Raw genomic sequence first — 13,411 nt, 5'->3', positions numbered from 1 at the left:
ATTTCATCTGCATGGAAACCAAGTTGTCAAGGTTCTGTTCTAGTCAATACGAAGGACTAGTCTCCTTGCCCCTAGTTCGTTTTTAGGCTGGTAGCCTTTCCACTTTATAGGGAACGAATCGCACAAACCCTTACTTGTGGGTTATGCTTATCAAGTGCCTCATTTTGTCGATATAGACAATAATAAACATTCTTGTCGAACTCGTCAAGAATCAAAAGCAATAATTTTAATCCAACTACTGATAGCGATGTCTCGACCCCGATCATTTGATACAGATGAAGTTATAGAACAACTATGCGATTATTTCTGGGAGCATGGGTATAGTGCTGCGTCTTTGGATGACTTGGCACAACAGTTGGGGGTGAAACGAGGGAGTTTGTTCAATGCCTTTGGCTCAAAGGAAGTGCTATTTAATGCAGCATTTGAGCGGTATGAGGAAAAAATTCGAGTCGCATTTGATACTCCCGATCAAGGAATGAAAGCGATCGCTCATTACTTCCACAACGCTGTGGAAATTGCGACGACAAAGGGTATGGGACGTGGGTGCTTTCTGGTTAATCTTTTGATGTCTGCCGAGATTCCTACCCCGGAACTTCAGCAAGCAGTTGAGCTAAATGTGACTTTTATCAACAAATTTTTTTCCGAACACTTAGATCGCGCTAGGCTAGATGGGCAACTGCTAGAGACAATTTCAATTCTCGAAGGAGTCGATGCTCTGTTTGGTGCAATGATCGGGGTCTTCGCATTAGCTCGCATGAAAGCAACCCCTTTAATGATTCAAGAATTCGTTAATAACAACTTTCGGGGATTGTTTAGCACTAAGCATTGGTGAGCGTTCATCGTGACGTATTTGCGGCGAATATCGCCAGTTTAGGCTACATTTGGGCAAAATGTTTGGTTTAAGTCCAGGAAGTGCGATCGCAATCTTTGACGAATGCGATCGCATTCTTGTTTCACATCAACTTAGCGACTACCAACTTTTCCCTCGTTGCGCTTCTAGGACGGTTAATGAATGCAAAAAAGATGATTAGCTGGATTTCCCATTGGGACGTTGGATAATCGTTTCCACAACTCGTCGTTTTGCCTTGGGTTCAATTCCTACCAAGCGCACATATTCCCCACTATGTTCGGCGAGAAAAAATTCCAAAGTTGATATAGCATCAGATTCGGCATCAATTTGTGGAACCGCAAAACTTTGCCAAGAACCAGTGCGAAAGCGTCTTTCATCTACGTGTTCAATGCCAATTTTATAACCTTGAGACAAAATCTGACGTACTTGCTCTTGTGTTTCTAAGGTCAAATGTGTACTCGATCCATTCGTTTTTGCAGGTTCGTTTAAACTATTTTTTGACGGCTGACTAACCGGTGCCACAACGCTTGTAGGTACAGATTGATTATTTCTGCCTCGGTTTAAGCGATTGTACTCATCAACCAACTGAGAATTTTCCACCCGTTTTTGTTCACTTACCATAAAATTGCCCATCTCAATTAAGTGAGACAAGCTAAAATCAGGGTTTTGAAATTCTGGTGGTTTTTCAGCGCTGTTAACCACACGTAAAGAAATTCGCTCAAAACCGACTTGATGGATAAAGTTGCGGATTTGGTCGTCATAAATACGCGATCGCAAAGCGCTAAAAAAGTCAATTGATTGATGGGGAAATTTATCTACAAACTCTTCTACTTGCCGACGTGAAAGTCCATCCGCTTCAAAAATTCCACCAACAATTCCCACCTTGTCATCGCGGTCTGGTTCCCAGTAAAATTTATCCATCCGACCATCGCGAATTAACGGTGCGTAGAGAGTGGAAAAATCATTACCTGTAACAATAATCGGCACGCGACGTAAAGGGTTTGAATCATAGCTTCCAGGTAACTGCACATCAGTAGGATTATCAGCAATATTCATCAGTGTGGCATTTACCAACTGCGTGTTTACAGTGTACTGCGTACCTTCATCAAAGCGTCCCGCACCTGCATCTAAATCGTTAATCATCAGCACGCACATTTTACCACGCACCTTAATTAATTCTGCTGTTTCTCGATAGCGCAGACGAATCAGACGCGCTGGATCTCCCGCATCCGGACTTTCCAGTTCACCCCCAGAAATGAGAGTTACCTCGATACCCATTTTCTCAAAGACTAACTCACATTGAAAAGTCTTTCCTTCACCTTTGCGTCCATGAATTCCCAAAATTAAAGGTACTCGCACACCAGGAATATTCAGGAAGTTTTTCGTGATGTGGACGGCAAGTTTATCTAGAAAACGAGGAGCAATATAATAACCCATGAGTTTGTCAACTAATATTTAACACTTGTAAAGATAATGTTAGTTTTTTCTAGGGACAGCGGCTCACCGATTTTTTCTAACAGTAGACATCTCCAGAATTTAATTATGCGTTGCCCGAAACCCTTGTAGAGACGTAGCACTTGGTAGTCTCTACGGCAGCAATGCTACGTCTCTACGGTAAATGCTACGTCTCTACGGTAAATGCTACGTCTCTACGGCAGCTACGTCTCTACGGTAAATGCTACGTCTCTACGGTAAATGCTACGTCTCTACGGCAGCTACGTCTCTACGGTAAATGCTACGTCTCTACGGTAAATGCTACGTCTTTTCTGGAGATGTCCAATAATTTTGTCAATTTATTGAATGCTACCGTGCCAAAACAAAATCTGCGTGTTATTGACTATTTAACCCTTGTTGCACCAGTGCTAAAACTTTTGTCATCTCTGCTGCACGTAATGCGGGCAAATCCAACCACAAACCAGGAAAGACGAGACTTTTAATGATATTATTTGCATCCGGTTCTAGTAATACATACTCGCTATGAAAGCAAGCTGAACTAGTAAAGTTTATTTTCTAAAATCTGCCAAACGATATATTCTTGAACACCGTTACGACGGTATACTCTTTTCTTGTTATGTAAATCATTTGCCGCGCTGCTAGCTGTAACTTCTACAACTAACTCCGGGGCACCTTCTACATAATCATCATCACTAATACGTGCTTGTCCCCCCAAGGGTTGATCAATTAACAGTACAACATCGGGCTGTGGCTCATTATCTAAATCCAGGCGTACTGTGACATTATCACCTAACTCCACGCCTGGAGTAGAAACTTGATAAACTCCCAACTAAGTTATTAACTGTGCGTGGGGTTTTCCATGACTATTAAAACGTAGAGGTGACGCCATATACACTATTCCTTCTATCAATTCTGCTTTTTTAATATGGGGCATCGCGGTGTATCGGCGTTCAAATTCGTCGCGAGAGAGGCGATCGCCACTTTCTAACGGCGGTATACGTTTTACGGATGCTCTGGGATCGCAGATTCCTCAAAGGAGTGTTGCTGAATTCAGTATACTGTGGATTTGACGACAGCAATCGATGAATCACTGACATACGAGTAAAAGCGTTTTCACACAACAGTAAATGTACTGCTTTTGTTAATTTAAAATTTACCCTGATAAATTTCTCATTTTAATTTGTACTACTTGCATAGTTCTTATTTTTAGGTTATCAGATGGTCATTTCTGTTTATTAAATCTTATTGATGAGGAACTGCATGACAGGCAAAAAATTCCATTGGATAAAACTAGCTTTTCAATTAAAAGGCTCGGTTGTATTAGCAATTCATAGAAGAGTTCTGGCTTGTGGTTTTTTCGGTATTTTCGTTTCTTTGCTTTACTATTTAAAATTACCTGTTTCTCAGCCTATATTTGAAAGCGTTATTCCCAGTATTGTTTTGGGTTTATTACTTGTTTTTCGCACAAACACAGCTTACGACCGATTTTGGGAAGGTAGAAAATGCTGGGGTTCTATGGTGAATAATACGCGAAATTTAGCGAGACAGATTTTGGTATCGATTGATGAAATAACCCCAGAGGATAAAGAAAATAAAATGGCGGCATTATATTTATTGGTAGCTTTTTCTGTAGCAACTAAATACCACCTGCGGGGAGAACCTGTCAGTAGTGAGTTAGAAGAACTCATGGGACATTCTCGGTATCTAAAACTAAAAACTTTGAATAATCCCCCCTTAAAGATTGCTTTCTGGATTGGTGATTATTTACAAAGGCAATACAAGGGTAATTGCCTCTGTAAATATCAACTAATAGCTATACAAGACTTATTAAATAATCTCGTGGATAATTTAGGAGCTTGCGAACGCATTCTCAAAACGCCGATACCTCTAGCTTATGCGATTCATCTGAAACAATTACTATTAGTATATTGCTTATTACTACCTTTTCAACTAGTGGAAAGTCTGGGATGGTGGACGGGTTTAATTACAGCTTTCGTTAGTTTTACTTTGTTTGGCATTGAAGCCATTGGTATAGAGATAGAAAACCCCTTTGGTCATGATGCAAATGATTTGCAATTAGAGACGATTTGTAACACAATGAAACGGAATATAGACGATTTAATTAAGTTTAATCCATACGTGCGATCGCATCATGATAACATCAACAATTAAGATTATAAATGCATTTTTTTAGGGCTAATCTCAAATGCTAAATCAGCACGATAAAAACATACATTGAATTCCAAGAAAAAATTCATCTGTCCTAAAACTAAGGGAGCATTTCTGTCTCTTGTCCAAGCAAAAGCTAATTCCACAGGTGGAAATTGTTCGACTGTTGCGATCGCAACCAATGCTCTTGCTTCAAATCTAGACAAATTACCTCCCAACGGAACGGAAAGTGTTTGACGTTCCCAAACAGCCCCCAACCTCAATCCGATTTCATAAGGTAAGACATTAACACTTGAACCTGTATCGAGTAAACCCGATACATTCAACGAATGATTTTGATAGGTTAGGGTCAAAGGAAGATAAGGAAATGTACTTAATGCACCTAACTCTGGGTTAACCTCAGTGAACCCAAATCTAACTTTATCAACCATTTGTTGCTGCTTTTGTTTCTGCTAAAGCTTTTGCTAAAACAGCAGCGGCTTCAAAAGAATCATGTAGACCAAGGTTTGCGGTTTTACCTTGAGCATCTAATGGAAGTAAACCGGATTCGTTCACCATTTCAGTTACCAGCAAATGCAGTAATAAGAGTTTATCGGTGTGAGATAATTCTTTTAAATGGGGCAAAAGTTCAGTGAGAGACATAAAATCGACTTAATAAATAGGTTGGTAATTGAATTATATAGTCATTGTTGTTGCATTTTAGCGTAACGCACCCTACTAGCGAATAGCACTTACTAATTTTAGAGTAGTTAGCTGAAGTTGTGATTTTAATATCTAGCGTTCAGTCATCTAGAGAAATTTTTGCCTGTAACGGCTTTTTGAGAAAGTGCTGCGATATTACGATAATAAGCTAATAATGTAGAGTGTTCTCTAATTAGCCTGGGGTGACAAAATACTTGAATTAACTGCAAGTTGGGATGTTGACTCATGTAGGTAAATGCATCTTCTCCGATACCCCAGTTTACCCAACCTTCCCAACTATATAAATGCTTGATGGGTAATAATGCATTAATTTTCGCATTAAAAGATAGCGTTTTATATTCCTTAAGCTTGCGATAAAAGAAGGTGGAACGCAAACGATAGTTGACGCGATTTGCTTCAGTTAATAGATTATTTTCCTCTATTGTCACAGTGCTGGCTTTTCCCAAATATATACACATTTACGCAATTCTGAGCGACCGTGATTTCCCATTTGCTGACTACTATTGCCTTTTCCTTGCCCTAATATCCAAATGTGTCGTGTTACCAGCCCAAAAGACTCTGCTATATCAGATAAAATTAAGTCTACAGGAATTTCCTCTCCAGCATATCGAACGTTATCGTTTACCATTGCTACTATACCTCCAGCTTTAAGGATTCGAGCTAATTCATAGATGACAAAGCACATTTCATAAAAGTAATTACGTAGCATTCTGGTAATATTTTTGTTATTCAACTTACCTTCTGATCCATAATTTTCCAAAATTAATAATACTTCTTGTAACGCAGCCTGATTTTGGAAAGTTAAATCTATTTTTAAGAAATCTTGATAACCTCCTATAATAGTATAATAATTTTCTAAATAATTACGCTTATCTCGGTTTTCAACAGTACACGACAACATTGTTTGACGTAAATGCTTGACTTTTTCTTCACTGCAACCTAAAAATGCAAGTTCAAGAGCATAGGTGCGAGTGTAATCATATCTATTGGCATAAGGTGGCGAAGTTATGACAAAATCAATACTGCTTTCTTCGATAGTCGGAAGAATTTCTAAACAAGAGCCTTGAAAAAGTTTAGGTTCCGGCTTTTCAACTGGATCTTGCAATGATAAACTATTTTTAAATAAATCCAATTGGATAGAACTGACATCTAAATCGGATGCAATCTGCTTTAGCTTTTGGTGAATTGCATTATCAAAATTTAAAATTTCTCCTTTATTAAATTCATTTTTTCCTTTAGAACGACCTGAGCGAGTATCCCACCGTAGATATTGACCATCTTTTCTGGTATAGCTAATATCTTCCAGTATACAAAAAGCAGCATACAAAAGTAGAGAACGTATATCATCATCCAAAATATAATTATTACAATAAAAAAGATAACCTATTAACTTTTCTTCATTTATTGAAGAGAATGCTCCTTGGGTAATTGCAATATGATTAAATGTATCAGTCTGGTTGTAGTAATCTAAAAAATTTATTGTTTTCAAATCCCAAATTACTGTGTTTAATGAGTTTACATTAATTTTTTGAGACGCAAGCCGAGATTTTGTGGCAAAAATGCCGACAGGCAAAAGTTCAATTCCTATAGATTGCCACCCCAAGGCACTTGCAGCGAATAGAGATGACCCAGATCCAGAAAACGGATCGAGTAGAATACCGGGTTGTGGCTTTAATTCTTGAAGAAGATAAGTAACTAGCTTTTCAGAAAAACCTTCTCTATATTTAAACCAGGAAGAAAATGGAGCTTGCTTATTACCTTGGAAACTAACCAAAGTTCTATCTAAATAAGGATTATGAAAAATCTTTGAGCTAAATTTTTTGTAAAGATTACTTCTATTAATTAAAGAGGAATCGATTGGCATAAAGTTGCTTGATGGTAAATTATTATTCCTCATCGGCTAAATTTTTTGGCTGCTTGATTTATATATAATAAGTGGAATTTAACCAACATGTTTTTGTTGGCTTTTTTTACTCTACCTGCTTACTTCAAAAAATCCATTTTTTCACAAGTTCCTAATACCTCTTTCCAAACCTTGACAGACACCTGTAAGAAAATCTAAATTCAAAGTGGCAATAGTGTCACTTGGTTTGTGATAATGTGGATTTCGCATATTAGCAGTATCTGTCACCATAATTGCCGGATAACCTGCATCCCAAAACGGTGCATGATCGCTTCGTCTTGTATCACCAACAATTAAACCTCTATTTGGCACAGGTAGCCATTCGCTAGGTGTACCAGATTGACGAATACTGCGACTCAAATTAATTAAATCGGGTAATGTCCGCAAATTGCCAATTAAAGCAATAAAATCGCCTTTATTTGGATAAAAACGTTCTAAAGGTGGGGGATAATTTTGTGAATTAGGTGCTGCATCGCAATAACCCAACATTTCCAAAGACATCATCAAGCGTAGCTTCAGCTTTTCTTGCTTTAACTTGGCTGCATAATCAGCGCTACCAAGTAAACCGTATTCTTCCATATCAAAAGCTATCAATCGCAAAGGATATTTGATTGGTTCGGTGGCAAACATTCTTGCCAATTCCAGCAACACAGCTACACCTGTAGCATTATCATCAGCTCCTGTTGTTCCCGGAACGGCATCATAATGTGCTGCAATTAAAATGGGTGGTAAATCCTTCTTTGAGAATCTCTCCAATGGAGGTAAATTCAATATCAGGTTTCTACCAGCTTTGCCGTTTACCTCAAAGGTGTGGATTTCCACACTTCCCCATTGTTCAAACTCTTCTTTGATGTATTGTTGGACAAAAAAATGTCCCCCTGTCGCCAAAAACGGATCGCGATCGCGGGCTATAAACGTAAGATGAGCTTGCAACAACTTTTTTAAATTCACAGAATTATAGCAATAAACGCTGTTTGAACGTGTAATTCCCAACTGCAAGATAGAATAAATCAAGCATTGCTTGCAAACAAACAAAATTTATTAGACACTTTAGGAGAACAGCAACGCATGGGCAAGGTAGTCGGCATCGACTTGGGTACAACCAACTCAGTAGTCGCCGTCATGGAGGGTGGCAAGCCGGTGGTCATTGCCAATGCAGAAGGAATGCGAACAACCCCCTCCGTCGTTGGCTTTAGCAAAGAAGGTGAAAGGGTCGTTGGGCAAATGGCACGGCGTCAAACCGTCCTCAACCCCCAAAATACCTTCTTTGCCGTGAAACGCTTCATCGGTCGCAGGTATAGCGAACTAAGTTCAGAATCAAAGCGAGTACCCTACACGATTCGCAAAGACGAAGTAGGCAATATTAAAATAGTCTGTCCCAAACTAAGCAAAGACTTCGCTCCAGAAGAAATTTCCGCAATGGTGCTGAAAAAACTGGCAGACGATGCGAGTCGTTATTTAGGCGATACAGTTACCGGGGCAGTAATTACCGTACCTGCTTATTTTAACGATTCTCAGCGGCAAGCGACGCGAGATGCTGGCAGAATTGCCGGGTTAGATGTATTGCGAATTCTTAATGAACCTACCGCTGCTTCTTTGGCTTATGGATTGGATCGCGGTGATACGGAGACAATCTTAGTATTCGATTTGGGTGGTGGCACCTTCGATGTCTCGATTTTAGAAGTTGGTGACGGCGTTTTTGAAGTTAAATCTACTAGTGGAGATACGCAGCTAGGCGGTAATGATTTTGACAAAAAGATCGTAGATTGGTTGGCAGATAAATTTCTGGAAACAGAAGGAGTAGACTTAAGAAGAAGCGATCGCCAAGCTTTACAACGCCTCATGGAAGCTGCCGAAAAAGCGAAAATCGAACTTTCTGCCGTCAGCGTCACCGATATTAACTTACCCTTCATCACTGCCACCGAAGAAGGTCCCAAACATATCGAAACTCGTTTAACTCGGTCGGAATTTGAAGGTTTATGCACCGACTTGGTAAGTCGAGTACGAACACCAGTCAAAAGAGCGTTGAAAGATGCCGGTTTGACACCTGAAGATATTGAGGAAGTTGTCCTTGTGGGGGGCTGTACCCGCATTCCAATGATCAAGCAGCTAGTGCGTGACTTAATCGGCATCGAACCGAACGAAAACGTTAACCCTGATGAAGTTGTGGCAGTTGGTGCGGCAATTCAAGCAGGCATTCTCGCTGGAGAACTTAAGGATGTGCTGCTTTTGGATGTCACGCCTTTATCTATCGGCTTGGAAACCATCGGCGGCGTCATGAAAAAGCTGATTCCCCGCAATACAACTATACCAGTACGTCGCTCTGACATTTTTTCCACATCAGAAAATAACCAAAATACTGTGGAAATTCACGCAGTCCAAGGTGAACGGGAAATGGCAGCAAATAACAAGTCTTTAGGACGGTTCAAGCTGTATGGAATTCCCCCCGCACCAAGAGGAGTACCGCAAATTCAGGTATCTTTTGATATCGATGCCAACGGGATTTTACAGGTGACAGCTTTAGATAGAACTACAGGTAGAGAGCAAAGTGTCACGATTCAAGGTGCTTCCACCTTAAGCGAGTCGGAAGTGAACCGAATGATTCAAGATGCTCAAAAATATGCTGACGAAGACCGAGAACGCAAAGAACGAGTAGAAAAGCGCACCCGTGGCGAGGCTTTAATTTTATCAGCAGAAAGACAACTTAGAGAAGTGGCGCTAGATTTTGGAATGCAATTTGCCCGAAACAGGCGTCAACGAATTGACACTATTAGTCGGGAACTACGCGAAAATTTACAAAAAAATGACGATCGCGGTATTGACCAAACCTACGCTGACCTGCAAGATGCTTTATACGATCTAAATCGGGAAGTTCGTCAGTATTACGCTGATGACGAAGAGGATGACTTGTTGGGTACAATCAAGGAAATTTTCACCGGGGAAAAAGAACGCCAGCGAGACAATTTAAGAGATAATAATCGCGATCGCGATAATTATGGCAAGGATTACCGTAGCAACACAGACTACGGCAACAACAAGGATTACCGTAGCAACACAGACTACGGCAACAACAGGGATTACAGCAGCAACAAAGACTACGGCAACAACAGAGATTACAGCAGCAACAAAGACTATAGAGACAAAGACAGTCGTCCCTCCTCCTATAACAGCGGTTCTGAGCGGCGATCGCGTCCAAGTTACCAAGATAACTGGGATGATGAAGAGGACGATTGGCTATAGTGCTTTTGAATGGGCGGAGTTTTCCTCCGCCCTTGTATCATCTTTGTTAGTACCGCCAAAATCAAGTTGATTCGGATTTGGTAATCGGGAACAAGTAATAGTTAATAGCACTATTAGCGATTAAATATTAATAAAATCTAAAATATATAGTTAAACTGAACTATGCAAAATTTGCAGAATTTTCGCGATTATTACGAGATTTTAGGAGTACCGAAAGAAGCCTCAAGTGAGGAAATTAAAAAGAATTATCGCCGATTAGCACGGCAGTATCACCCAGACTTAAATCCGGGAAACAAAGCTGCCGAAGACAAATTTAAGGATATTGGTGAAGCTTATGAAATCCTTAGCGATTCAACCAAACGAGCGCAATACGATCAGTTTAGCCGCTACTGGAATCAAAGAGGCTTTAGTGGCAAACAACAGACCTCAAAGGGTAAAGGTTGGGGTAATCAGAAGAGCGATCGCACTAATACTCAAGATGTAAATCCTAGCGATTTTGCCAACTTTGAGGACTTTATTAATCAAGTTGTCGGTGTAAAAAATGATAAAAATGGGGCAAGTGATTCTACTAATGACGCTAACCGCGATCCATATCGTAGCCCCCGAAGTCAAGTTCAATACACAGTACCGAAAACTCCTCGCAGTAACCGTCGAGATATAGAAGCGAGATTAACTTTACCACTAGAAAAAGCTTACATAGGTGGCAACGAACGCATTCGCTTAGAAGATGGGCGATCGCTAGAAGTGACTATGCCTCCAGGTATGGTAACAGGTCAAACCATCCGCTTGCGTAACCAAGGCGTTGGTGGGGGAGACTTGTATCTAAAAATTACAGTCGAACCGCATCCTCTGTTTAAACTAGAAGGCTTAAATATATTTTGCCAAGTACCTGTGACTCCCAGCGAAGCCGTTTTAGGAGGACAAGTAGAAGCACCAACTCTCGATGGACCGGTGAAAATGTCAATTCCCCAAGGAGTTAGGTCTGGTCAACGATTCCGTCTTGCCAATAAAGGCTACCCCAGCGAAGGTGGTAAACGTGGTGATCAATTGGTGGAAATTCAGATAGTTACTCCCAAAACTATTAGCCAAGAAGAAAAAGAATTATACGAAAAATTGCGGCAAATTGAAACCTTTAAACCTCGCGCTGATTTACTAGGATAGGTATGAGGGAGTGTATCTACCTTTAATAATGAGGTTATATCTATCCTGTACAAGCTTAATCAAATGAGTAATAGCATTCCAGTCAAAAAAATCTTGATTTTGGCAGCAAATCCTAAACAGACATTGCCCCTGCGTATCGATAATGAAGTGCGTGACATTAAGGAAGGTTTGCGGCGATCGCAAAAACATGACAAATTTATCTTAGAACAGGAGTGGGCTGTACGTTCAAGAGACATTCGTCGGGCAATTTTCGATTTCCGACCAAACATTATCCATTTTTCTGGACATGGTTCGGGAACGACGGGATTATCATTTGAGTGTGTACAGAAAAAATAAGAGAATGCTACAAGAAATATAGACTTTTACTCAAAAGAGTACTGATAATATGAGCTAATAAAGTAATTTTAAATAATTCATGTAACTTACTTAACAGATGCAATAAAGAAAGGTAGATTAGCGAGTAAAAAATACGAGGTATCTCAGCTTATGAGCTTCAGTGACTTAGTAGAAACAATCAAAAGTCTTTCGATTAAAGAGAAACAAGAAATTCAATTGCTATTAAGCCAGTATTTGCGCGAAGAACGTCGAGAAGAAATATATGAAAACTTGAAAATAAGCCAAGCAGAAGAGCAAAACGGTAAACTGAAATTCTCTAATAACATCAACGAACTAAAACAACTGATAGAAGATTAATGGTGGAAGTCAGTTTTAGTTCATCCTTTAAGCGTGCTTTTTAAAAGCACGCTTAAAGGAAATGTAGACTTGGAAACAAGGTTTTGGCAAAAATTGGAGCTGTTTACAAACGATCCTTTCGACCAAAGCCTGAAAACTCACAAGTTATCAGGGAAGCTTAAAGAATTATGGAGTTTTAGCATAGAGTACGACGAAAGAGTATTATTCTACTTCACTGACGACGGAAACGCTGTATTTGTTGACATTGGTAATCACGATGAAGTTTACTAGGCTCAAAGGAAATCGGATAAGAGATTTCGCGTGCGATCGCCTACTCTGCCATTGTCAGGTTTAAAATAAGAAAAAACTTGAGCTAATCGTGACTCAAACAACCGTGAATCAAAACGGAGCAACACCACAAAAAAGTGAACTTACATTTTACTCCCTGCTAGGACTGCATCCCTCGGCATCGGTAATTGAAATCCGTCATGCCTATCGGGAACTGAGCAAACACTTTCATCCAGATACTACAGACTTACCTGCTGCCATCGCTACTGCTAAATTTCAGCAACTTAACGAAGCTTACGCCACTCTCAGCAGCCCAGAACGCCGTTTAAGCTACGATTTAAAAATTGGCTACTCTCGCTTTGGCGTCATTCAAGCACCCCCTGACTTGAACCATCCCGTCGCTAATTTTTATGATTGGTCAAAATCAGCTTACCTTAATGCCAGCGATCGCCCGCTCTCATCTGGGGAAATCTTTGCTTTATTTATTATGGGGTTAACTATTCTTGGTTGTTTGTTATTGGCGATCGCCATCGGCTTAACTCGCGGTGATGCTGCCTTCCGAATGCAATTTATACCACCAACGCCAGTAGTTCAAGAGCAAATTGACCACTTTTCTCAAAGGAATAATCCTCTAGAAATTAACAAGTAAAAGTTATTTATTTTATCCTTGACTTTTGACGCAAATCATGAATAAAGTTTCTGCCGATACTCCCTTATATAGCCACCCTCTACCTCAGATTGAGCAGTGGTTAAAAAACCAAGGCTGTCAACAAGATGAACAACAGCCCCATTGTTGGCATGTCGATCGACCGCTATGGCAAGCCGAAATCTGGCTCGATATTGAGCAAATCATCGTGCGATATTTCCCTTCCGGGAAAAATGGGCAAGATATACAGCGATCGTTCAAGTACTCCCTCAGTCGGGAAGATATAGAACAAGCAGTTTTTTCCGGACCTTAAAAGGGGAGGGGG

General features: G+C 40.1%; 16 protein-coding genes and 1 pseudogene. 10 read left to right on the top strand and 7 right to left on the bottom strand.

Features of this window, described 5'->3' with window-relative positions:
- Positions 1-247: 247 nt before the first annotated feature.
- Both OGM63_RS23025 and OGM63_RS23020 read left to right on the top strand, forming a co-directional pair.
- Positions 248-832, top strand: coding sequence for a TetR/AcrR family transcriptional regulator (locus tag OGM63_RS23025; RefSeq protein ID WP_263747996.1), 585 nt, complete (start codon positions 248-250; stop codon positions 830-832).
- Positions 833-890: 58 nt separating this feature from the next.
- Positions 891-1,031: a hypothetical protein gene (locus OGM63_RS23020; RefSeq protein WP_263747995.1), complete on the top strand. Its 141-nt coding sequence runs from the start codon at positions 891-893 to the stop codon at positions 1,029-1,031.
- On the opposite strand, the gene OGM63_RS23015 is transcribed toward OGM63_RS23020, so the two are convergent.
- The gene (locus tag OGM63_RS23015; RefSeq protein WP_263747994.1) at positions 1,028-2,287 is read right to left on the bottom strand and encodes a RuBisCO small subunit-like domain-containing protein; all 1,260 of its coding nucleotides are present in this window, start codon (positions 2,285-2,287) and stop codon (positions 1,028-1,030) included. The genes OGM63_RS23020 and OGM63_RS23015 overlap by 4 nt on opposite strands.
- Positions 2,288-2,448: 161 nt before the next feature.
- Here OGM63_RS23015 and OGM63_RS23010 point away from each other — a divergent pair, with 161 nt between their 5' ends.
- Complete coding sequence (locus tag OGM63_RS23010) at positions 2,449-2,787, top strand: hypothetical protein (RefSeq protein WP_263747998.1); 339 nt, start codon at positions 2,449-2,451, stop codon at positions 2,785-2,787.
- Here the strand turns inward: OGM63_RS23010 and OGM63_RS23005 are convergent.
- Positions 2,681-3,332, bottom strand: a pseudogene (locus OGM63_RS23005) (Uma2 family endonuclease). The gene OGM63_RS23010 and the pseudogene OGM63_RS23005 sit on opposite strands and share 107 nt — an antisense overlap.
- 233 nt (positions 3,333-3,565) lie before the next feature.
- On the opposite strand from OGM63_RS23005, the gene OGM63_RS23000 reads away from it, so the two are divergent.
- A complete protein-coding gene (locus OGM63_RS23000) occupies positions 3,566-4,477 on the top strand; it encodes a bestrophin family protein (RefSeq protein ID WP_263747993.1) in 912 nt (303 codons plus the stop codon).
- Between the two features lie 2 nt (positions 4,478-4,479).
- Here OGM63_RS23000 and OGM63_RS22995 read toward each other — a convergent pair whose 3' ends face one another.
- From OGM63_RS22995 to OGM63_RS22975, 5 genes are all read right to left on the bottom strand, one after another.
- Positions 4,480-4,905, bottom strand: a complete 426-nt coding sequence (locus OGM63_RS22995; protein WP_263747992.1) for a hypothetical protein — start codon at positions 4,903-4,905, stop codon at positions 4,480-4,482.
- Positions 4,898-5,116, bottom strand: a complete 219-nt coding sequence (locus OGM63_RS22990; RefSeq protein ID WP_263747991.1) for a hypothetical protein — start codon at positions 5,114-5,116, stop codon at positions 4,898-4,900. The genes OGM63_RS22995 and OGM63_RS22990 overlap by 8 nt, the downstream gene beginning before the upstream one ends.
- Positions 5,117-5,259: 143 nt before the next feature.
- A complete protein-coding gene (locus OGM63_RS22985) occupies positions 5,260-5,604 on the bottom strand; it encodes a hypothetical protein (RefSeq protein WP_263747990.1) in 345 nt (114 codons plus the stop codon).
- Positions 5,601-7,040, bottom strand: coding sequence for a DNA methyltransferase (locus OGM63_RS22980; protein ID WP_263747989.1), 1,440 nt, complete (start codon positions 7,038-7,040; stop codon positions 5,601-5,603). Before OGM63_RS22980 ends, OGM63_RS22985 begins: the two co-directional genes overlap by 4 nt.
- Positions 7,041-7,181: 141 nt before the next feature.
- Positions 7,182-8,030: a M28 family peptidase gene (locus OGM63_RS22975; RefSeq protein ID WP_263747988.1), complete on the bottom strand. Its 849-nt coding sequence runs from the start codon at positions 8,028-8,030 to the stop codon at positions 7,182-7,184.
- A 117-nt stretch (positions 8,031-8,147) separates the two neighbouring features.
- On the opposite strand from OGM63_RS22975, the gene dnaK reads away from it, so the two are divergent.
- The 6 genes from dnaK to OGM63_RS22945 all read left to right on the top strand — a co-directional run bounded on the left by dnaK (position 8,148) and on the right by OGM63_RS22945 (position 13,399).
- On the top strand, positions 8,148-10,319 hold the full coding sequence (dnaK, locus tag OGM63_RS22970; protein ID WP_263747997.1) for a molecular chaperone DnaK: 2,172 nt from the start codon (positions 8,148-8,150) through the stop codon (positions 10,317-10,319).
- A gap of 171 nt (positions 10,320-10,490) precedes the next feature.
- Complete coding sequence (locus OGM63_RS22965; RefSeq protein WP_318528528.1) at positions 10,491-11,480, top strand: DnaJ C-terminal domain-containing protein; 990 nt, start codon at positions 10,491-10,493, stop codon at positions 11,478-11,480.
- Positions 11,481-11,543: 63 nt separating this feature from the next.
- Entirely contained in the window at positions 11,544-11,816 is a 273-nt protein-coding gene (locus OGM63_RS22960) for a hypothetical protein (protein ID WP_263747986.1), read from the top strand.
- A 150-nt stretch (positions 11,817-11,966) separates the two neighbouring features.
- The gene (locus OGM63_RS22955; protein ID WP_263747985.1) at positions 11,967-12,173 is read left to right on the top strand and encodes a hypothetical protein; all 207 of its coding nucleotides are present in this window, start codon (positions 11,967-11,969) and stop codon (positions 12,171-12,173) included.
- A 358-nt stretch (positions 12,174-12,531) separates the two neighbouring features.
- Positions 12,532-13,089 (top strand): J domain-containing protein, encoded by a 558-nt coding sequence (locus OGM63_RS22950; protein WP_263747984.1) that lies wholly within the window; start codon positions 12,532-12,534, stop codon positions 13,087-13,089.
- A gap of 37 nt (positions 13,090-13,126) precedes the next feature.
- Entirely contained in the window at positions 13,127-13,399 is a 273-nt protein-coding gene (locus OGM63_RS22945) for a DUF3143 domain-containing protein (RefSeq protein WP_263747982.1), read from the top strand.
- Positions 13,400-13,411 lie beyond the last annotated feature (12 nt).

The organism is Plectonema radiosum NIES-515 (assembly GCF_025753815.1).
GTDB lineage: Bacteria > Cyanobacteriota > Cyanobacteriia > Cyanobacteriales > Nostocaceae > Hassallia > Hassallia radiosum_A.
The sequence above is the reverse complement of the archived record's forward strand: the minus strand, read 5'-3'. Positions and strand labels throughout refer to the sequence as shown.